22 protein-coding genes are annotated in these 21770 nt (G+C 44.7%); 9 read left to right on the top strand and 13 right to left on the bottom strand.

From position 1 onward, the window contains the following. Together pgmB and ACEW9J_RS08170 are read left to right on the top strand one after the other, a co-directional pair. The coding region (pgmB, locus tag ACEW9J_RS08175) for a beta-phosphoglucomutase (protein WP_373544640.1) at positions 1-2458 on the top strand (2458 nt) is incomplete at its 5' end. Positions 2459-2476: 18 nt separating this feature from the next. Next, positions 2477-3694 (top strand): MFS transporter, encoded by a 1218-nt coding sequence (locus ACEW9J_RS08170; RefSeq protein WP_373544639.1) that lies wholly within the window; start codon positions 2477-2479, stop codon positions 3692-3694. 86 nt (positions 3695-3780) lie between these two features. Here ACEW9J_RS08170 and ACEW9J_RS08165 read toward each other — a convergent pair whose 3' ends face one another. The 9 genes from ACEW9J_RS08165 to ACEW9J_RS08125 form a co-directional block, all read right to left on the bottom strand. Beyond that, the gene (locus ACEW9J_RS08165; RefSeq protein ID WP_373544638.1) at positions 3781-4278 is read right to left on the bottom strand and encodes a cupredoxin domain-containing protein; all 498 of its coding nucleotides are present in this window, start codon (positions 4276-4278) and stop codon (positions 3781-3783) included. After that, positions 4275-6539 (bottom strand): heavy metal translocating P-type ATPase, encoded by a 2265-nt coding sequence (locus ACEW9J_RS08160; protein WP_373544637.1) that lies wholly within the window; start codon positions 6537-6539, stop codon positions 4275-4277. Before ACEW9J_RS08160 ends, ACEW9J_RS08165 begins: the two co-directional genes overlap by 4 nt. A 21-nt stretch (positions 6540-6560) precedes the next feature. Beyond that, a complete protein-coding gene (locus ACEW9J_RS08155; protein WP_373544636.1) occupies positions 6561-7010 on the bottom strand; it encodes a pyridoxamine 5'-phosphate oxidase family protein in 450 nt (149 codons plus the stop codon). A gap of 55 nt (positions 7011-7065) precedes the next feature. Continuing rightward, positions 7066-7656 carry a transposase gene (locus ACEW9J_RS08150; RefSeq protein WP_373544635.1) on the bottom strand — a complete coding sequence of 197 codons (591 nt, stop codon included), beginning with the start codon at positions 7654-7656 and terminating at the stop codon, positions 7066-7068. A 223-nt stretch (positions 7657-7879) separates the two neighbouring features. Next, positions 7880-9595, bottom strand: coding sequence for a multicopper oxidase family protein (locus ACEW9J_RS08145; protein WP_373544634.1), 1716 nt, complete (start codon positions 9593-9595; stop codon positions 7880-7882). A gap of 78 nt (positions 9596-9673) precedes the next feature. After that, positions 9674-10183, bottom strand: coding sequence for a flavodoxin FldA (gene fldA / locus ACEW9J_RS08140; RefSeq protein ID WP_373544633.1), 510 nt, complete (start codon positions 10181-10183; stop codon positions 9674-9676). Positions 10184-10277: 94 nt separating this feature from the next. Next, positions 10278-11027, bottom strand: a complete 750-nt coding sequence (locus ACEW9J_RS08135; protein ID WP_373544632.1) for a DUF305 domain-containing protein — start codon at positions 11025-11027, stop codon at positions 10278-10280. 87 nt (positions 11028-11114) lie between these two features. Continuing rightward, the gene (locus ACEW9J_RS08130) at positions 11115-11468 is read right to left on the bottom strand and encodes a four-helix bundle copper-binding protein (protein WP_373544631.1); all 354 of its coding nucleotides are present in this window, start codon (positions 11466-11468) and stop codon (positions 11115-11117) included. 796 nt (positions 11469-12264) lie between these two features. Beyond that, positions 12265-12693 carry a MerR family transcriptional regulator gene (locus tag ACEW9J_RS08125; RefSeq protein WP_373544630.1) on the bottom strand — a complete coding sequence of 143 codons (429 nt, stop codon included), beginning with the start codon at positions 12691-12693 and terminating at the stop codon, positions 12265-12267. 90 nt (positions 12694-12783) lie between these two features. Between ACEW9J_RS08125 and ACEW9J_RS08120 the strand changes: the two genes are divergently transcribed. Then, a complete protein-coding gene (locus ACEW9J_RS08120; protein ID WP_373544629.1) occupies positions 12784-12945 on the top strand; it encodes a hypothetical protein in 162 nt (53 codons plus the stop codon). Positions 12946-12999: 54 nt separating this feature from the next. On the opposite strand, the gene ACEW9J_RS08115 is transcribed toward ACEW9J_RS08120, so the two are convergent. The 4 genes from ACEW9J_RS08115 to ACEW9J_RS08100 form a co-directional block, all read right to left on the bottom strand. Further along, complete coding sequence (locus ACEW9J_RS08115) at positions 13000-13509, bottom strand: hypothetical protein (protein WP_373544628.1); 510 nt, start codon at positions 13507-13509, stop codon at positions 13000-13002. Between the two features lie 304 nt (positions 13510-13813). Beyond that, positions 13814-14029: a hypothetical protein gene (locus ACEW9J_RS08110; RefSeq protein WP_373544627.1), complete on the bottom strand. Its 216-nt coding sequence runs from the start codon at positions 14027-14029 to the stop codon at positions 13814-13816. A gap of 171 nt (positions 14030-14200) precedes the next feature. After that, positions 14201-14752 carry a hypothetical protein gene (locus ACEW9J_RS08105; protein WP_373544626.1) on the bottom strand — a complete coding sequence of 184 codons (552 nt, stop codon included), beginning with the start codon at positions 14750-14752 and terminating at the stop codon, positions 14201-14203. A 274-nt stretch (positions 14753-15026) separates the two neighbouring features. Beyond that, positions 15027-15671: a phosphatase PAP2 family protein gene (locus ACEW9J_RS08100; protein WP_373544625.1), complete on the bottom strand. Its 645-nt coding sequence runs from the start codon at positions 15669-15671 to the stop codon at positions 15027-15029. A gap of 169 nt (positions 15672-15840) precedes the next feature. Between ACEW9J_RS08100 and ACEW9J_RS08095 the strand changes: the two genes are divergently transcribed. The 6 genes from ACEW9J_RS08095 to ACEW9J_RS08070 all read left to right on the top strand — a co-directional run bounded on the left by ACEW9J_RS08095 (position 15841) and on the right by ACEW9J_RS08070 (position 21767). Further along, a complete protein-coding gene (locus tag ACEW9J_RS08095; RefSeq protein WP_373544624.1) occupies positions 15841-16296 on the top strand; it encodes a PepSY domain-containing protein in 456 nt (151 codons plus the stop codon). Between the two features lie 232 nt (positions 16297-16528). After that, positions 16529-17299, top strand: a complete 771-nt coding sequence (locus ACEW9J_RS08090) for a hypothetical protein (protein WP_373544623.1) — start codon at positions 16529-16531, stop codon at positions 17297-17299. Between the two features lie 151 nt (positions 17300-17450). Then, positions 17451-18218 carry a hypothetical protein gene (locus ACEW9J_RS08085; RefSeq protein WP_373544622.1) on the top strand — a complete coding sequence of 256 codons (768 nt, stop codon included), beginning with the start codon at positions 17451-17453 and terminating at the stop codon, positions 18216-18218. Between the two features lie 199 nt (positions 18219-18417). Beyond that, the gene (locus tag ACEW9J_RS08080; protein ID WP_373544621.1) at positions 18418-18885 is read left to right on the top strand and encodes a PepSY domain-containing protein; all 468 of its coding nucleotides are present in this window, start codon (positions 18418-18420) and stop codon (positions 18883-18885) included. Between the two features lie 183 nt (positions 18886-19068). Beyond that, on the top strand, positions 19069-20400 hold the full coding sequence (locus ACEW9J_RS08075) for a voltage-gated chloride channel family protein (protein WP_373544620.1): 1332 nt from the start codon (positions 19069-19071) through the stop codon (positions 20398-20400). 191 nt (positions 20401-20591) lie between these two features. Continuing rightward, complete coding sequence (locus ACEW9J_RS08070) at positions 20592-21767, top strand: MFS transporter (RefSeq protein WP_373544619.1); 1176 nt, start codon at positions 20592-20594, stop codon at positions 21765-21767. Positions 21768-21770: the final 3 nt, after the last annotated feature.

Genomic DNA, 21770 nt, shown 5'->3' with positions numbered 1-21770 from the left:
GATCTGCCAGATTACACCAGTTGATTTTAGTGGCAAGATCGAGGTTCAGTCCGGCATTAATGGCTATCCTGACAATCAAGGCTTCGATCACTGGGAGCAACTAAATCGAGGCAAGATGGAGCAAGGAGCTTGGCTCCAGCTTCGCACCCGCACTTCGCAGATCGAACTCGGTATGGCGGCTAAAATGACTGCGATTGGCACCGATGCGATAACGCAAGTGACAAATCCGCTCGACTATCCCACCTTGAGGACTACATTTATCGCCACAGCAGGGCAGACCGTAGGTGTAGAGAAGGTCGTGACGCTGTTTACATCCCAGGATGTGGAACTACCAGTTCGGGTGGCTCAAGCTAAATTGGCTAGTCTGCCATCCTATCCGGTACTGCTTGAGGCGCATCAGCAAGCGTGGCAAGAATTTTGGCAGCAAAGCGATATCGAAATTGAGGGAGATACTCAAGCTCAGTTGGCGGTTCGCTACAACCTATTTCAACTCGTCATCGGTGCCTGTTCGCACATCATGGGTGAATGCACAGATAACAGTCGCGTCAGCGTTCCCGCCAAAACGCTGTCGGGCTTGGGCTATCGGGGGCACGTCTTTTGGGATACCGAAATATTTATCTTGCCCTTTTTCACTCTGACGCAACCCGATCTCGCCCGCAGCTTATTGAACTACCGCTATCACACCTTGGATGGAGCGCGGCGCAAAGCAGCAAATAGTGGGTATCAAGGAGCCATGTTTGCCTGGGAAAGTGCTGCCACTGGCGATGAGATGACACCCCGCTGGTCGATTTTGGAAGATCCTTATGCAGAAGCTACGCGGATTTGGTGCCGCGATCGCGAAATTCACATTAGTGCCGACATTGCCTATGCCGTCTGGCAATACTGGCACGTCACAGGTGATGATATTTGGCTGCGTGACTATGGATCTGAAATCATCCTCGACACTGCCATCTTCTGGATGAGTCGAGTCGAATGGAATGCCAGACACGAACGCTACGAACTCTGCGGAACGATCGGAGCCGATGAATACCACGAGCAGGTGAATAACAATGCGTACACCAATCGGATGGTGCAGTGGAATCTAGAAAAGGCAATTGCCGTCTATAAGTGGTTGCAGCATACTTTTCCAGATCGTGCTGCCGAACTAGCACAAAGGCTGAAACTTACGCCAGAGCTACTGATACGCTGCCACGAGATTGTCGCTCAGATCTACATCCCTAATGATGCCGACATCACGCCGATCGAGCAGTTTGACGGGTTTTTCCAACTCAAAGATATCAATTTAAGCGACTACGAACCGCGAGATCGATCGATTCAAGCTGTGCTGGGCATGAACGAAACGAATCAGACACAGGTACTCAAGCAGCCCGATGTGTTGATGCTCCTCTACCTGATGCGAGACACACCAGAATTCCCTGGCGATGTGCTCCAAAAGAACTGGGACTACTATGCACCCCGCACCGACAGCACCTATGGGTCGTCACTCTGTCCCGCCATTCACGCAATCCTCGCAGCAACCCTGGGTAAAACAGCAGATGCCTATAAACACTTTATGCAGGCAGCCACGGTCGATCTCGAAGATACTCGCGGTAATACCGCCGACGGCATTCACGCGGCTTCAGCAGGCGGTGTCTGGCAAGCAGTGGTATTCGGCTTCGGCGGCATTCAACTGACCGACAGCGGCCCTGTCGCGACTCCCCATCTCCCGCCCACTTGGACTCGCCTTAAATTTAAACTGAACTGGCACGGCACTTGGCACAGTTTCGATCTTTCGCCCTCAGTCGATCGAGTTCCTAACATTCAGGGCTTCATTTTCGATGTCGATGGGGTGTTGACGGACACTGCCGAATATCACTATCGGGCTTGGCAACAACTGGCTGATGAAGAAGGACTACCCTTTGACAGGCAGGCAAATGAAGCCTTACGCGGCGTAGCTCGCCGCGAATCGCTGATGCACATCGTCGGCGACAAGCAGTACCCCGAAGCCGCACTTCAGGAGATGATGGAGCGCAAAAATCGCTACTACCAGGAATCGATTCAAAGCATTACCCCCCAGGATATGTTTCCAGGAGCCATCGAGCTATTGCAAGAACTCAAACAAGCGGGAATTAAAATCGCGATCGGTTCTGCCAGCAAGAATGCCCGAACTGTCATCGAGAAATTAGGGATTGGTAATCTGGTGGATGCGATCGCTGATGGGGATAGCGTCACACGTCCCAAGCCCGCCCCAGATGTGTTTCTGTATGCTGCTAAACAGTTAGGACTCGATCCCGATCGCTGTGTGGTGGTTGAAGATGCCACTGTGGGGATTGAAGCCGCGATCGCTGGAGGAATGCGATCGATTGGGATCGGCCCTGCTACTCGCGTCGGAGCTGCCAATATCGTGCTACCCAATCTAGTCAGCGTTCGCCTCGTCGATCTCCAAACCCAATTTGGGCAAATACTTGAAGACAAGTAGCTCCAACAAAGTCGCCAGATGATTAAAAAGCTATTCTTATTACTTGTTTGTTTATTCGTAGTCGCGATTGGCTTCGGAGTGAGTCTACCCGTACTGCCTTTTTTCTTCAGGCATCTACATTCAGCAGCAGTTCCGCGTGAAACGATCGCGATTCATACTACCTTTTTAACTAGCATTTACGCCTTCGTGCAGTTAATTGCCTCACCGTTTTGGGGGCAATGGTCGGATCGAGTCGGCAGACGACCGTTAATCTTGCTCGGAATCGCTGGTTCCGCCGTCGCCCAACTCCTATTCGGGTTTGCCTCTTCCGTGGCAATGCTGTACGTGGTGCGGGCACTCGGTGGGTTTCTATCCGCTGCGATGTTGCCTGCGGCTACGGCTTATGTTGCCGATATCACGACTGAAGGCGATCGCGCCAAGGGCATGGCTTTGGTCGTGATATCGGCAAGTTTGGGCGCAATTGTCGGCCCCGCTTTCGGCGGTTTGACAACTCGTGAAGACTTACGTTTCACCTTCGGTCTTTTCGATCTCAAAATTGAAAACTATGCTCCGCCCTTTTTTCTAGCTGCGGCTTTGATGTTCTTAACATTCCTAGTCGCTTTCCGCTGGCTGCCAGAATCGTTGTCATCGCGATCGGCGAGTACAGTTACAGATCGACCGCTAAATTGGAAAAAGCTTGGTAAACCATTATTACTGCTATTGGGTTTAACCACGATCTCCCAGTTTGGACTCACGCTGTTTGAAGTCGTTTTTGCACTCCAGGCTCAAGACAAATTGGGATATAGCCCGATCCAAACAGGCTATGTGTTCATGATGTGTGGCGGAGTGATGACAGTCTTTCAGATCGTTGCCGTAAGCTTTTTGACTCGGTATGTGAGTTCGATCGCCCAAGTTAGGCTGGGATTTATACTGATGGGCAGTGGTGTCCTGCTGTTAATAATGGCGCAATCGCTGCCGATTGTCCTGGGAGTAGTCGCTCTATTTGCATTCGGGATGGCATTAATTACCCCAAACCTCATTGCGCTGATTTCCAAACGAGGCAGTCAACATACGGGAACGGTATTAGGTATCCAGAATACCGCCAACAGCCTCGGACAAGTTGGGGGGGCGATGTTAGGCGGCGTTCTATTTGCATGGCAGTTCAACGCCCCCTACGGCTTTGCTGGCGTTTTATTGGTTGGCACTGGCTTACTACTAGGTTGGAGGCAGCAAGATCGACTACGACAATTCAGGTAGTATCACCTCTGAGATTTCTGATGCAGTTAAAGTTTAGCTGATTAATCTTCTGGTATGTAGAGTTGTAAAGTATCACAATTACTACATCACGTTGCTTTTACTTCAATTACTCCCCGAAACATCCTCATCCCGCAAGTAAAAGTATAGTCACCTACTTTAGTCGGGGTAAATTCAACAGTTGTTGTCTGTCCGACAGGTAAACGGGTGCTAATCCCAAAATCAGGAATTAATACTTCATCCAGACAAGAATTGCTATCCAAACGATGAAAGGATAATCGCACAGGTTCACCATTATTAACAACAACTCGGTCGGGACGATAGCCACCATCAACTGTTACTAATACCGATTGCACCCCATTACTTTGAGTCGCTTGTTGTTTTTGTTGTTTGCGTCCCAAAAACCACCACAGTTCGGCACCAACCAACGTCAGTCCACCGAGAACTACGCCGACTTTCACGGGTAAAGGCTGTTCGATGGGTTGAAACGATCGATTTGTGTTAGAGGGCTGCATTTGCATGGGAGATTCTCCACCCATTTGAGCTAGCGAGAGCATTGCCCCAATCGAAATTGCTACAAGTTTCATAGTTTTAGCCCCTTTAATCTCAAAGCATTGAGGACAACTGAAATCGAACTAAACGCCATCGCCGCACCCGCGATCGCTGGATTGAGCAACCAGCCCGTCAGTGGGAACAGAATTCCCGCTGCGATCGGGATGCCCAGGACATTATAAGCCAGTGCCCAGAATAGGTTTTGCTGAATATTTTGCATCGTGGCACGACTGAGCCGAATTGCCGTGACAATCCCCTGTAAGTCCCCTGAAATCAGCGTAATGTCACTTGCGGCGATCGCGACATCTGTGCCCGTACCGATCGCCATCCCGACATCAGCCTGAGCCAAAGCAGGGGCATCATTAATGCCATCGCCAACCATTGCGACAACTTTTTTCTCTCGTACCTGCAAAGTCTGAATTGTCTGCGCTTTTTGGTCGGGGCGGACTTCGGCTAAGACGCGCTTGATCCCCACTCGATCGGCGATCGCTTTGGCGGTACGCTGATTATCACCAGTGAGCATCACTACTTCGATGCCCATTTTTTGTAAGGTTTGAATCGCTTTGGCAGAGGTAGGTTTGACAGTATCCGCAACCGCAATGGCAGCTTGTAAATGACCATCAATCGCTACAAAAACTACCGTTTTTCCGGCATCTTCCCAACCTTCTTTTTGTGTTTGGAATACGGCGGAATTTATCCCCATTTCATCGAACCAGCGTTGAGTCCCGATCGACACCTGCTGCCCTGCTACAGTACCCTGGACACCACTGCCAGCGATCGCTTCAAATTGTTCGACAGTTGGTAATTGGGCATCTTTAATTCGATCGCGGGCATATTGCAGCAAGGCTTCAGCTAGGGGATGTTCGGAGTTATTTTCTAAGGCACCGATCGATCGCCATAAAGTCAGTGGAGCCAGCACGCCAAGACTATTAGGAATTAGATCCAGGATCGAGGTAGTATCGGTGACAACAGGCTTACCCTGCGTAATCGTACCTGTTTTATCCATGACGATCGTGTGGATTTGACGGGCGAGTTCTAAACTTTCCGCGCCTTTAATTAAAATGCCATTTTCTGCTCCCTTGCCGATACCGACAGTAACTGAGGTGGGCGTTGCTAAACCCAAAGCGCAGGGACAAGCGATAATTAACACGCTGACCATTGTGACGATCGATAATGTGAAATTACCAATCGTTAGAAACCAGACTACAAAGGTTGTCACCGCGATTGCCAGAATTACCGGAACGAACCAGCTAGTGATATTATCGGCTAGTTTTTGAATCGGGGCTTTGGAATTTTGGGCTTGTTGGACTAATTTGACAATCTGCGCTAGGGCGGTATCTTTGCCGATTTTAGTCGCCTGAAACTGAAAGCTACCCATCTTGTTGAGAGTGGCACCGACAACTTCATCGCCGACTTGCTTAGTCACGGGAAAACTTTCACCCGTGAGCATCGATTCATCCACCGTGGAATATCCCGATACAACTTCACCATCGACGGGGATTTTTTCACCAGGACGTACTACTACAATATCCGCAAGAGCAACTTCCGCGATCGGGATGTCAATTTCTCTACCTTCCCGCACCACCCGCGCTGTTTTTGCCTGTAATCCCATCAATGCTTGAATCGCTGACGACGTGGCTCCTTTGGCACGATTTTCCAACCACCGCCCCAACAGGGTCAAGGTGATAATCATCGCCGTCGCTTCATAATAGACTTCTGCCGATAATCCCTGTGTTGTAAAGTAACTAGGGTTTATAGTCACCCAGAGTGAATAGAAAAAAGCGATACTCGTACCGAGCGCGATTAGGGTATTCATATCGGCAGTACGGTGACGAAATGCCTTCCACGCCGATATTTGAAATTCTCTTCCCACCCAAAACTGCACGGGTGATGCCAGAACTAGCTGTACCCAAGGATTTTCGAGCCGAGCTAACCAAGATGGAAGTGTGAGATTGAAATGGCTCAGACTGCCGATGACGAGTAAGATACTGAGAATCGCACCGACTAAAACTCTGCGCTGAAGGTTTCTCTCTTCTCGCTGTTGTTCTCTGTTTCCAGTGTCATCTTCAATGCTCAGATCTGCGGGGATAATTTGCGCTTCATACCCAACATCAACAACGGCTTTAGTGATGATGTTGATATTAGTCTGTTTGGGATCGTAGCGAACACTGGCTCGATCGCTACTAAAATTGACGTTACCTTCGACTACCCCTGGCACACCAAGAATTGCTTTTTCGATGCTGTTAGCACAGGAGGCGCAACTCATCCCTTTGAGTTTTAGATTGAGATCTTCCATGATTCTATTATGTTTAAATTTTCATCGACTGCTAACTCCATCAGTTGTCCGTCCGCTCATCTCGCCTTGTTCGATTCGGTAGATGGAAATTACCTCTGCACGTCCCCAAGAATCTGTCCAAGTTCGATTAATTGCTGGAGAAAGTGTTGCATCGCGCTGTTTGACTAATGCCATCACGCGATCGATTTCTGGCTGCTCTGTAATGTGCTTGGCACGTCCCATTACAATTGCACTCCGCCAATGTTCGGGACTATGTATTTCTTCAACCTGGAGGCAAATATCTGGATCTGCGTCCATGTCATGAGTTTTCATACCAACTGTGGTAAACAGATATATGTCCGAATCTTCGAGATAATAGTGCATTGGCATCACATAGGGTTTGCCTTCATGGATGAAACCAAGATGACCGTAGCCTACTTTGTGGAGCAATTCACGAATCTCGTCCTGCCCCATTTCATCAATGTCTAACATAAATTATTCTCCTAAAAATTCAATCGTTGGTGTAGTCTCTAAAGCAAGAAAATTGTTAACAAGGATCGGGTCTATTGAATGTCTTTCTAACTGAGGGAAAGACGATTTTGGAGATCGGTGCATGTCCCAGAAAAAGGTAAGCAGCAGATCTGAGTACACTTTCAGAATAGATAATTTTTTGGATATCTAAACTTGGCGCACGTTTGGCTGTGGCATTATAAGTTGCAATTTCACCTTCGAGGCTAAAATCACTATCGGTCAAGTAGTGGTCACGATCGTGTACTGCCTGAAAGATAAAGTTATAAATGGGATTAAGCCCCAAAGTTGTATCATAATTTTCGGCAGATACCCACAGATGACTTTGCTTGATATCAGCAAACATCTCGGCGGCATTGTCATAACGCTCGTACCATGAGAATTCTAGATTGAGTGGAGTACTCTCAAACTCGACCCACAGCCATTCACACAGTTCTGCAAGCGTTGCATCAGTAATTTGGGCAGGTTCACTTTCTAGGTAAAGTTTGGCGAGGGTTTCGACTTTGGATGTCTTGATATTAGATCGATGATTGATGTTATTATTCGCGCCTTCTGCCGTTTCCGAGTTTTCATTTAGTTGTTTTTCAAGGCTGTTAGTTTCGCGAGTCATGATTTTTATGTGATGTGTTTGAAATCTAAAATTTATTAATTGTATTGTTAAATTATTAGTTATGATAAATTATTAGTAATAAAATTACCTAAAACTTAGTAATGAAACAAGATATTCTTCAATTTTTATACAATAGAACTATTATTAACAATACGTTTAGAATGTGAGAATTTTGTGAGATAGGTTTATCTCTAAAGCTCCCGTTTTCTAAACGGGAGTAAGTTTAAACCTGGACTCGATAATTTCTCATCATGCCAGCATCTTCGTGTTCTAAGGTATGACAGTGGTAGGCAAATAAGCCACTATATTTCTCGAATTTCATCAGCAGCTTGACTCGCTCACCTGGCATCACCATCACGGTATCCTTGAAGCCCTCATCGACATAGCCATCCTTGACTGTTTGCCATCCGGCAGCAAGTTCTGGCAACACTTGGCGACTAATAACTTGAAATTTTACCCCGTGAAAATGGATGGGGTGCGCCATGCCCTTAGCATCCATCATGGCTCCAGGGTTGAGTTTGTTGATAATCTCCCACTGTTCGATCGAATTTAACTTGACGGTTTCCTGGGAAGTTGCGGCATTCATTTCAAAAAGCTGTCCATTAATCGTCCATTTCATCCCTTGGAGTGCAAGCTCAACCGGACGCGGCTGGGCAGCATTAATGGCATCTGCTGGGCGCAATAGGGGTAGAGCGGCTAGTTTACTGGGAAGTTTCAGCGGTTCTGTTTCTGCTCTATCGATCTTAATGTTGAATAGCTTCATCGCTGCCCCAAGTTCAGGGGCATTACCAGACCCCATCATTCCGCCCATGCTGCTACCACCGACATTCTCGGCTCCCGAAAATACCAGACTATTGAGAGCTAATTCTGTCCCAACTTTTAACTTACTAAAATCTGCCCAAACATCTACCCGTTCCCCTGGAGCCAGCATCACGTATTTTCGCTCGACAGGCTGAGTTAGTAAGCTCCCATCGGTACCGATAACGGTTAATGGATTGCCATTGCTCCATCCCAGCTTGTAGATGCGTGAATTAGAACCATTGAGGATGCGGAGGCGATAAACTCGCGTCGCCGCAGCTAGAGTGAAATTGGGCTTACCATTGATGAAGAGCTGTTCGCCCAAAAAGCCCATCATGCTGCTCATGTCACCCATGCCATTACCCGATCGATCTGAGTTATTCATTCCACCCATTCCGCCCATGCCGCTATTACGTGGGGTACCGAGTTTATTTCCCAAATAGAGGAGTTGATTATTGACATCTAAGGTACGATCTTGGAGGACGATCGGCACTTCATAAGCCCCTGAAGGTAGTTTAAGGGCTGCTTCTTCTGGATCTGTCACGATAAACAGCCCCGCCAAGCCAGCATAGGCTTGTTGCCCTGTCAGCATATCTGGATGAGGATGAAACCAGTTCATCCCCGCCCGATTAATCACTTCAAACTCATAGACATAGGTTTGCCCAGGCTCGATCGCAAACCGAGGATGTCCATCCATGTCTTCTGGTAGAATTAATCCGTGCCAATGCACGATCGTGGACTGTCCCTGTGGCAGGTTATTTTGAAAGTTGACCCGGACGCGCTGACCTGTTTGAACGCGAATAATCGGGCCTAAATAACTATCGGGAATGGCAGTCAGGCTGGTTGGGTCGCCTTTGACTAGGGTTGCTGCATACGACCAAACTTGGGTCGGTTGTCCAGCGAGGATTTGCACTGTTTTCGGCGTAGCCTGGAGATTAATTTCCAGATCGGGAATGAATTTTGGATTTGGGGTGCGGGCTACAGTGTTCTGTTCGGGTGTCTTCGTAGTAGAAGGTTGGGGCGAACAACTCGATAGTAGGCTGTGCATTCCGCTACTAAGGATCAGTCCGCCGACAAAGCCACTTCCTCGCATGAAGTTTCGACGAGTAAGGAGATGTTGTTGCGTGGCTTTAATTTGCATATAGATCGCATTTATAAATGCGTCCGTGAGGTTTTTTAATCTGTGAATTTTGGGTTATTCATCTTTAAATAATGATGCTTAGATGCCAAAGGCTTGTTTAACCTGACCCGACCAAGTTTTGATGCGCGACTCGGTTAAATCTCCTTGGTTATCTTCATCGAGAGCTAAACCGATGAATTTACCGTCACGTACACCCCGTGACTCACTAAAGTCATAGCCATCAGTCGGCCAAGAGCCAACAGTTTTCCCACCTAGCGCACTGATTTTTTCTTCGAGAATTCCAATTGCGTCCATGAAGCTATCAGGGTAGCCAGTTTGGTCGCCAACCCCAAAGTAAGCTACTGTTTTACCTGTAAAATCAATGTCATCTAAGTCAGGAAAGAAATCTTCCCAATCGCTCGACAACTCGCCGACATTCCATGTTGGTGCGCCGATAATCAGATCTTGATAGTCAGTAAAATCATCACCTGTGATATCTGCTATTTCATGGATATCTACAAGATCGGTACCTATTTGCTCTTGAATCATTGAGGCAATCGATTCTGTTTTGCCTGTTTGGGTACCATAAAAAAGACCAATTTTAGACATATATTTTCTCCATTAAATAATTAGATTTTATACTCAACTCTCTAGTCAACTAGTGAGTCAAGAGGATGAATGAATTTTAATTTGGAAATGTTAATTACAGAGCAGCTTTATACCAACTTTGATACCATTTCTGCATCTGCCCGATCTCAGCAGTTTGAGCTTTGACAATTGACTCAGCCAATGTCCGAATTTCTGGCGATTTGGTCGTCTGCAACACCATCTGACTCATCTGGGTTGCTGTCTGGTGATGGACACTCATCTGACGCAGAAATTCCTTATCAAAATCAGCGGCATTTTTGAGAGCATTTATATCCATTTTCATGCCATTCATGCCATTCATGCCATTCATCGAACCATCCTTGCCCATCATGCCACTCGTGCCATCACCCATTGCCATCGAGGGAATTTCTGTGCCATAGGCTGTTTTATACAAAGTTGCCATTGTTTGAATCTCGCTCTTTTGGTCTTTGATAATGTTTTGAGCCAGTTGTTTGATTTCAGGACGCTTCGCACGGGTTGGTGCTAAATTCGCCATCTCAATTGCTTGCTTGTGATGAGCCGTCATCATTGTCAAAAAATCTCGATCGGAGATAGTTTGGCTAGATGAGTTTGGAGATGGACTTACGGCTGGATTAGTCGTGGGTGTGGTCTCTGTTGTCGATGTTGATTGCGTTGTGCGGTCGGAACATGCCACCAATCCGCTGCTTAAAAAGAGGGCAGCGATCGCAAATCCTACCCATATTTTCGGTGGAACTGATGCTGGATTTGCCATTCTGATGCGATTCTCCACGGGAGAGGCTTTGCCAACGACGGAGGATTTAGCTTGGTTGTTGTGCTGAGTCATAATTTTTAGATATTTTGTTGATGCTCAACTCTCTAGTTAAATAAAGAGTTGAACGGGATGAATAAACTTTACATAAGCAAGTCTTGACTAAGCCATTGCCATTGACATTTGACGGCAAGACTCCGCACAACGACGACAAGACTCAGCGCAACGACGGCAGTGCTCGTGGTCGTGCTTGGCACATTCAGTAGCACAGCGATCGCAAGCATCAGCACAAACCGCGCATAATTGAGCGTGTAAGTCGGAAGTGCGACTCATAAACCGGGCACAAAGAGCGCAAAGATCGGCACAATCACGGCAGGCTTTGATGCAAGCAGCCATCATTTGCACCATGTCACTATCCAGACATGCCGTGGCGCAAAATTCACAGTCTTGTAGACATTTAAGGCAGGCTTCAATACAAGCTTCGAGTTGAGAGTTACGAGATTGAGTTGTAGTCATAAACTTACTCCTGAAAAACGTTTACAAACATTTTGATGTTTACTCTATTAATCTTCACTAATAATCCGTAGTAAATAAATCAGCCTATAGGCATAGATTATTGAGTTTATTTATTATTTTCAAGGCATTTAAAGCATTGGCTTTGGCTGTATCATATCTAGATGAAATTAAGATGAAATCAGGTATTTAGTTTTATAAATCTTAGTACTATGTTTGTCACGCTTTCGCTAAAAATTACTGCCAGTACTACCTTGCGCCTCTCTTACTTCTGTTCTAAACATTATTTCAAATTAGCTCTTGACTCTACAGCCCAGTAGAGACTTTATAATAAAAGTAACAGCTTAGAAAGTTATCAGAGGTAATTATGTCGAAACAAATTAAGCTAGCGATCGGATCGGTCTTGGCATTAGCCACTTTAGTATTAATAACAACTGGGGCGGCTTCTGCTCAAGAACGCAGTTGCGATATAGCAATCCTATTTGATTCGCAAATATCATAGTACACTTGCTCTAAAGCTTGAATCGTTGATAAATAAGGGCTAGAGCTATTTTGATTTTCATACTGATGTACTAAAGCGATCTGCTTCTCATTTAGGATTGCTATAGTTGCTGTAAGAAAATGCAGCTACCAGTTAGTTCGCCATCGGGCGCATCTTACTCACCAGGTTATATCCGAGGTAAATAACTAACGATCTTAGTCTTTTAATGAGAGTGCAAATACTTTCATTGAAAGACTAATATCTTTAGCAGCGGAAATAAGGGAGAACGCTCAAAATTAATCGTTTTTCTCTACAAAATTAATCGATAGTACTAGCTTCTAATGCTATCAATTCTTCAATTAGAGTACAGACACTTTCACTATTAGGAAGATCTTCAGGATAGATAGACCATCGTTCGCGGTGACTTTCCAATCTGTGCTTGGATTCAAGCAGCTTTTGAATCTCGGTGTCTAGATGGCTAATTTTTAGATCGATTAAGTCTTTGACAATTGAGCAAACGGCTGTGCCTTGCTGGTGAGAATTGAGAATTTGCTGAATCTCAGTTAGAGAAAAATTAAGGGTCTGAGCTTTTTTAATGAATAGTACTCTTTGCACTGCATTGTCATGGAAGTAGCGATAGCCACTATCACTCCTGAGTGCTGGTTGCAGTAAGCCTAAGTTTTCGTAGTAACGCAGGGTGCTAACTGTCACTCCCGTTTGCTCTTTTAGATCGCCAATTTTAAGCATTGTTTCTACCGCTATAGTTTGCCTATCTCTCTTGACTCTCAAGCCAACTAGAGGGTTTATGATTGGAGGGTACTCAAGGATAATAGAAATATGACCGCTAAAAATATTTTCAAAGCAACGGTAGCTGCTGTGGCGATTGCTGTTGTGACTGCTGGTGCTGCTTTTGCTGCTGACTGTGGTTGTGGTAAATGTGCTAGTGGTTGCGATTGTGGCACTGGCTGTAGTATGCCTAAAATTGCACCTCGCCAGTAAATCTCGTAAGTAGGAGGAATCGATCGTGAATTCCTCCTCTAAAATGTCCTTTAGTTATCGATTGAAATTAAAGCGACCATCAGCCTTATCACTACCAATTGTCGCAGTAACTTTTACTTGATATTGACCAGTGGTTTTATCACTTACTACTGCTGCATAGTGCTTCCCACTGGCATCGTAACTAAGTGGAATAGTTTTAAGCTTACCATCTGGTGATTGCACCTCAGCAGTCACTTTCGCATTGGCAATAGCCTCATGAGTATCACCTTTTTGCAGATATAAATCTAAGTGAGTGTCATTAGTACCTTTCTCTGGAACGAACTCTAAGTGATATTTACCCGACTCTACTACTTGTCCCCCTTTACTCTTACCACCCTTGCTACTTTCAGATTGAGCCGTAGTTGTTGCTGGAGATGTAGTTGATGCTGGAGATGCAGTTTCCGCTGTAGGTGTAGCAGCATCTGGGCTAGCTGAATCGCTGGTTTTTGGCTCTTTGCTACAGGCTCCCAGTAATAATAGTCCAGCACTAGCTAAAACAATAATTCCTGAAGTTAATAATTTCATGTTCGCACTCCTAATTGAATATATTTGCCGAAACTAAATAGACTTTCGCCATAAGATCGCATGTCTCATTTACGATTCTCTTTCAGAGAGGCTATGCCAACGAGCCGCTTGAGGGAAATAGGCTTCACCAATCAAGTCGGTCGATCCATTATAAATAGCCAAGATGAAACCTAGATGAAATGAAGAAATCTAGCTATTATTTAATCGAGCGTTTAGCGTCCACGAGGTCTGAACACATAAAAATTGAGATGATATCTAGCAAGATATCCTAGCTTTTAGATAGCAGTAACAGAAATAATTGCACTTAATCCTCTTCATTTTTACTCTCTTCATCAGTCCGAGTTCGATCTGGAGGTGTAATTTCTGCTAGAGATGTCACAGCATCAGTGCTAACTAAATCGCTAATCGGTGTTTCAGGAATACTAATTCCCAAAAATAACCCACACATAGCGACAAGAATAATTATGAAATCTATAAAATTGGAAGTTTCTAAACTAAGATTAAACTCTCCTTTAATCATTTCAAATATTAACAGCCCAGCACTAATAATTATGATAAATCTTGAAATTAATGGATACATATCAATACCTACAAACAAATATTTTTATTAACAAAAGTAGATTTAATACGCAAAATAGTGAATTTATTCACAGATTTCACATCAAAAAATTTAGATGACTATGCCTGGATACTAAAATCGCTCCGCTCGTTGGCGGAGCTTCGGCAAAGCCGAATCAAAATAGCCTCTACCGACAAAACTGCTTTGCCCGTTTACAGATTTGCCATAGATAAAATATTCAGGCAACCGCGCCAGCATATTTCGATCGACCCGATCGAAATCAATTCGCAACTGTGTATCAGGAACGATCGACTGCTTCAATTTGATTTGCAGCCACTGACCTCGACGGGAAATTAGAGCAGAAATCGTTCGGGTATGTAGCGTCGGCTTTGCCACATCTCGTTCGCTAATCGTCGGCTCTGCCGAATCGGTAATTTGAATTTTGGCAGTTTGGGGCTTAAAACGATCGGGAACATAAATCCATAGTTTTGTCAAGATTTGACTATGGCAGGGCACATGAACTTGAATAGATGGGCGAACCATTGTCCATTCATTGTCGGGATCGAATTTACCATCGACATGCGGTGAAGGGCGATCGGTATTATTGACATTTGAATAATTGTCACTATTAGAGGTGATAGTCGATCGACCTAAAGAATTGATAAATCGTAAGATTTTTGTCATTACTTTAACTCTTTACTCTATGACAACTATAAATGCCCAAGATGAAATCCAGATGAAATCACTTGCAGGAGCTACTTTTTAATTTGCACTCGCCTCAAAATATAGTGTTAGACCTAAAAATGGCTGACGAACCTTAGCGCAGTCTCTGTCAAGCTAACAGTTACAGCTAGAGCTAGCTGTAAGTTTTGCGTATATATGTATTGGAGCAGTATCAAATATGGCGACAAGTCGCTCACAATCGTTAAGATAGCTGAAAAAAAGTCGATTCCCGCTCTTAACGCCTTACTTTCAAACAAGTAGTCAGCCATAGGATACCCACTCCATATCCAGCCATAATATCAGTCGGATAGTGTACGCCCAAATACAAGCGACTGAATCCGATTGCGATAATTAAAATACTGGCAGCAGTATAAATATATCTTTTATAAATAGGGAACTCTCTGGCTAAGATATAACCAATAAAACCATACACAACCATCGAACCGACCGCATGACCGCTCGGAAAAGAAAACGAAGTTTCGCTAATTAATCGCGTCCACAGTTCGGGGCGAGGTTTGGCAAAAAATAACTTCATTACGTAATTGATTGATACTCCACCCGCACAAATAATTAAAAATCTGATGCCATCAGAGTATCGCCGTTTCATCCCCAGCCAAGCGATCGTACTAATAAAGACTGTTACTACCATACCTGGATTACCTAGAGAGGTAATAAATAGCATCACACCATCCAATTGAGGATTGGCAAATTGATGAATCCATAGCAGTAAAGATCGATCGAAGCTAAATGCTTCTCTCTCCCACACTTCGGTACATAGCCAAGCAACAATGCAAAGGATAAGCAGATAGCCAATCAGCCATACTCCTTGCTGGCGCAAGCTATTAATTAAATTCTGACGATTAACTCGAAGATCGTGCATGAGAAAATTAGCTTAATTAGATCGGACAAGCCGATCTTACAAACAAATTGTCAAGAACTAGAAAAGTCATCAGATGCCTGGATTTTAAAACTATTTTAAATCTTTCCTAGTTCTTAACTTTTATTACTTAATGTAGATGGCGTTGAGTCCAAATTCAGAAATTTAACCCATGAAACCCTCAGTAAAAGTTAGTCTCATTGCCGCAGTAGTCGCTACTATTGGTATCGGTGGTATTGCCAAAATGGTATCGGCATCGTCACCTAATACATCATCAATGGCAGTTGCCCAAGAGAAAGTAGCCTTGAGCGAATCATCTACTGATGAAGCAGGCGAAATAGCTAAACTCCAGCCCCTGGCTAAAATCTCAGCAAGCCAAGCACGACAAACAGCAGAAGCAGCAATTGGAAATAAAGCCAGTAACGTTCAGCTAGAAAATGAAGACGGTAACTTAGTTTATGCCATAAATATCGGACAAAATGAGGTGAAAGTTGATGCCGGAAACGGAAAGATTCTCTATACGGATAATACTGCCAAAGAGGGAGCGGAATCAGAAGGTTTTCGCCCGCGTAGCAGCATTCAAGTAGCTGAAGTAGAAGAGGGTGAAACTAATGATGATGGTAAATAACTTCTAATCGACGGAATTTACCCGATCTAATGATAGTCGATCGATAGTTTTTATCTTCATAGGGTAGTGATAATTACTATCAGTCGATTTGTTTATAAATAGCGAGAATAATTTACGCTAAATCAGTCAAATTAAGCACCGACAGCAAATCAAAACTTAATCAAGAGACAATCTGAATCGCTCGATATTTCAAGTATAAAGCGATTGCTAACATCAATAAGAGTAATTAATAATGAGTGCAACAACGAATACCGCAGCCAAAGATGTTCTCAGTAAAGTTCCAGCAGTCACCTTGAGTTTCTGGATCATCAAGATTCTGGCTACAACCCTTGGCGAGACAGGCGGGGATGCTTTGTCAATGTCGATGAATCTCGGCTATCTCGTCAGTACGGGGATCTTTGCAGGCATATTTCTGATTGCAGTATTAACTCAGATTGCTGCCAAGAAATTTCATCCGTTCCTGTACTGGACGACAATTATTGCCACGACAACAGTAGGAACCACATTGGCAGATTTTGTGGATCGTTCGCTGGGCATCGGCTATGCGGGTGGAACTGCAATATTGATAGTCTTACTGCTCGCCTCACTATTCATTTGGTATCGCACTCTGGGTTCGATCGCTGTTAGTACGGTGAAATCGCCCAAAGCTGAAATGTTTTATTGGGTGACGATTATGTTTTCCCAAACCTTGGGTACTGCGCTCGGTGATTGGACAGCCGATACCGCAGGTTTGGGGTATACAGGTGGTGCGATCGTCTTTGGCACGATGTTAGTGGCGGTTGCAGTTGCCTACTACCAAACAAACATCTCTCAGACCTTGCTATTTTGGGCGGCTTTTATCCTGACTCGACCCCTCGGTGCGGTTGTCGGCGACTTTCTAGATAAACCCATCGCTAAAGGGGGGCTGAATTTGAGCCGTTACACAGCGTCGGCGGTTCTACTGGTATTAATCATAGCGGGCATCTTTATATTTTCGCAAAAACCAGCAAAGAAAGGACATTGAGCAGCGGAAAATAAGTAAGATCGAGCCAATTTTCGAGTGTCATTGACAAGCGATCGAGCAGTCAGATTTTACATTATTCGCACGAAATTAGCTCGGATACTTCGGACACATATTAGTCTATAAAAATCAAAACTTAATCGGGAGAAACACTATGAATACAAACACTATATCAAACAGGGTACCAGAAGTTGTCGGTTCGTTCTGGATTATTAAGGTTCTAGCGACAACAGTAGGTGAAACAGGGGCAGATTATCTGTCTACAAACCTCAAACTCGGTTTGAGCGGTACATCATATATTATGAGCGTTATATTATTACTCGCTCTTTTCAATCAATTCAGGCTCAAACATTACGTACCAGTCAGTTACTGGATTGTTGTCGTGCTGATGAGTGTGACGGGTACACTAATTACCGATCGATTGGTAGATGAGCTTAAAGTTAGCTTAGTTACCATCATTATAGTTTTTAGTATAATTTTGGCAGTGGTTTTTGCAGTTTGGTATGCTAATGAAAAAACATTAGCGATGCACTCCATTAATACGCCCAAAAGGGAACTTTTTTATTGGGCAGCTATTTTAGTAACATTTGCATTGGGCACGGCGACAGGAGATTATCTCGCCGAAGCTTTGAAGCTGGGTTATTTACAAGCTGCACTGGTATTTGGTGCGGCAATTGCCGCAATAGCGATCGGTCATTTTTACTTGAGAATGAATACAGTCTTAGCATTTTGGATAGCTTATATCCTGACTCGTCCGCTCGGAGCCTCAATCGGCGATCTACTATCCCAACCTACTAAAAATGGGGGCTATGGTTTGGGTACAGTCGGTACTAGTATCCTGTTCCTTTCGATTATTACTAGTCTAATTATTTACTTGAGCCTGAAACAAAAGAGAGTTAACCACTCATCGATCGACTTATAGAACCGATACTCTAAAACCGCAGTCTATTTTTATAACTAAATACAAACATGCTAATTAGCATGTTTGTGTATTTCAATAATTACTTCGATCGTTAATTCTTACATCTAAAATTCGCATAATGTAAATCATCTTCTTGACGAGTTCTTGACTTTTGAGATCTATGGTAAAGACAGTTTCTAAAACTTACTAAATTTAAGTCATGAATATCTCCCCTAAATATCTAGCAATCGCGGCTGTTGGAATTCTCGGTTTGGCTGGCTTTGGTCGTCTAGCCTATGCCCAAGGACAACCGAATACTATCGTCGCCCCTCAAAAAATTGCCGAAGCCAGCGATGGCGATGGCGAAACAAATGATGATGCCCAAGACAAGCAAGAGTCAGCTAAACTGCAAACTCTAGCCAAAATTACCCCTCAACAGGCACAGCAATTTGCAGAAGCTAATCAAGGTGGTAAAGCTAGCAACGTGAAGCTCGAAAATGAAGATGGTAATGTTGTTTATGCAGTAGCCATCGGTCAAAAAGAGGTCAAAGTAGATGCGGGTAACGGTCGGGTACTCTATACCGATTCTGCTAACAGTGAAGGAAACGAAGCAAAACGTCCTAGTAGCAGTATCCAAGTCGCTGAAGTCAGCGATGGCGATGGTGAAACTAATGATGATGCTAAATAACTGCTAGCCCGTTGTCTAATTTAAATATCTGCCTACTCATAGTTTGAGTAGGCAGATATTTAAATCATCACCATCGTGTAAAAACTCCAATCGAATAAGAAACAATTAGTAGACCTTGCTTTCTCAATTTGCGGATGCTAGAGTCGATCGAGTAAAAGTTAGATGAATATTTAAGAATTTCCAATGAAATTCTCCATCAGTAAACAGATTTGGTGGGAACAACTTAGAGCCATTCGCTATTTAGCTAAATGGCTCGCGATTGGGAGTGCAATCGGTATTCTGGCAGGGACAGCCTCTGCATTACTGCTGGTATCGCTAGAATGGGCAACAGCATGGCGAGAATCTCATCTTTGGGTAATTTGGCTACTGCCATTGGGGGGGCTGCTCAGTGGACTGATGTATCACTACTGGGGTAGTAGTGTCGAAGCAGGCAACAATTTACTACTGGAAGAAATTCACAATCCTCAAGCCGTGATTCCCTTACGAATGGCACCTTTGGTTCTAGTTGGAACGACGATTGCCCATTTGTTTGGCGGCTCGGCGGGGCGAGAGGGCACAGCCTTACAGATGGGTGCGTCGCTTGCCGATAGATTAACCCATATTCTAAAGCTACATGGTGTGAATCGACGAATTATTCTTATGGGTGGAATTAGTGGCGGATTTGCCTCTGTGTTTGGGACACCTTTGGCCGGAATGTTATTTGGCTTAGAAGTGTTGGCTTTTGGAAAGTTTTGCTATGAGGGGCTATTTCTCTGTCTGATTGCTGCAATTGTAGGCGACCAAATTACTTTGGCATGGGGACTACATCACACAGTTTATCAAGTGCCAATCGTTCCTAAATTGACGCTTTGGGGATTACTAGCAGCAATAATTGCGGGCACGATATTTGGGGTAGTGGCAAGGATATTCGCATTCCTGACGCACTCCATCAGTACTTATTTCAAGACTAAAATTAGCTATCCACCATTACGACCAGCAATTGGCGGTATATTAGTGGCGATCGGGATTGGAGCTGTAGGCACTACTAAATATATCGGTTTGGGCATTCCGACGATTGTTAGTGCTTTTCATACTCAACTACCTCCGTGGGATTTTGCGCTCAAAATTGGGTTTACTGCGTTGACGTTGGGGGCAGGATTTAAGGGTGGAGAAGTAACGCCATTATTTTATATCGGTGCGACATTAGGTAATGCTCTCTCGCCCCTCTTGGGTTTACCAGCAACGCTCCTGGCCGGAATGGGTTTTGTCGGCGTATTTGCGGGAGCTGCCAATACACCCATAGCTTCAACGCTGATGGCGATCGAATTATTTGGACTACCTGCGGGGATCTACGCGGGGATTGCCTCGATTTCCAGTTATCTATTATCTGGACATACAGGCATTTATCGCGCTCAACGTGTTGGTTTGAGCAAGTACACTACGCTCAAACACGAAGAGGGATTAAGTATCGCCGCACTCGCAAAACCCGCTACGACAGAAAACGAGCGACTGACGAACTCCTCAGAGGATATTTGAGAAGTAAGAAAGTTCTTATCGGTGATGAGAAAACCGATTTTTTAATTCATATGTTGGCGATCGAATAGGTTTTATTTGAGCCATTATTTGGATTTATGAGTTTAAAAAATCAGCTTAACACCAACGCTCTTAATATATAGAAGTTCACTTTGGCTAGAGCTACAATTCAGGTTCAACAAGAGGTTTAAATTTTGCTAACCGCTCTCAGAAGGCTGCCACCTAATGTTTGGCTGATTGGTGTAATCAGCTTGCTCAACGATACAGCTAGCGATCTGGTGTATCCCCTGATTCCCCTGTATCTATCCTCTGTCTTGATGGCTGGGCCGAAAGCTTTGGGGATAATTGAGGGGATTGCTGAAGCCACTAGCGGCATTTTAAAGTTGATATCGGGGGTATTGGTCGATAAAACTAGCCGGATCAAGCCTTGGATCGTTTGGGGCTATGGGTTAGCGGGGTTTAGCCGTCCGTTGATATCGATCGCCAATAGTTGGGTAGGCGTGTTAGGGATTCGGATGCTCGACAGGGTTGGTAAAGGCTTACGCAGTTCCCCCCGCGATGCGCTGCTAGCCGCTAGCGTCCCTCCAGAGCGTCGTGGTTTGGCATTTGGGTTACATCGATCGATGGACAATGCTGGTGCGGTGTTAGGGCCGATTTTAGCTGCTGTACTGCTGGGTTATGGATTCAAAGTTCGGGATTTATTTGTGATTTCCATTATCCCTGCGGTTTTGTGTCTGGGGATGTCACTACTAATTAGAGAGCCGAAAAATGCGTTAGCTGAGGTGCGTCGTGGTAAATTTAGCTGGAATTTCCACAACTTACCGATCGAGTTTAAGCGTTATCTATTGGCTGTAGTGGTATTTACGCTGGGCAATTCTTCCAATATGTTCTTATTACTCCGAGCCAGAGAATTAGGCTTACCAGAGGCTCAAGTGCCCTTAGCTTGGGCAACTATTTCAGCAATCGCCACGATCTTTGGCACGCCATTATCAGCACTATCCGACAAATTTGGCAGAACTCGTTCGATCGCGGCTGGCTGGTTAGCCTATGGACTATTCTATTTAAGCTTAGGATTTTTACCGCCTGGAAACTCAGTCTTACTCTTTGGTTTGTTTGCTTTCTACGGCTTATTTCTAGCGGCTACTGAGGGCGTAGAAAAAGCTCTAGTCGCAGATTTAGCTCCATCGACAATGCTGGGTACAGCTTACGGCTGGTTTAATCTGGCAAGCGGGATGATGTTACTACCTGCTTCAATTATTTTCGGTTGGCTTTATGAAAAGGCTGGGGCTACAATCGCTTTTGAATTTTCAGCAAGCTGTGCTGTGGTGTCAACGGTGCTGTTATTTAGAGTTAAGCTAAGAGCAGATTAAATT

This window comes from Chamaesiphon sp. (assembly GCF_041737865.1).
Taxonomy (GTDB): domain Bacteria; phylum Cyanobacteriota; class Cyanobacteriia; order Cyanobacteriales; family Chamaesiphonaceae; genus Chamaesiphon.
This window is presented reverse-complemented; position numbering and strand designations above follow the sequence as displayed.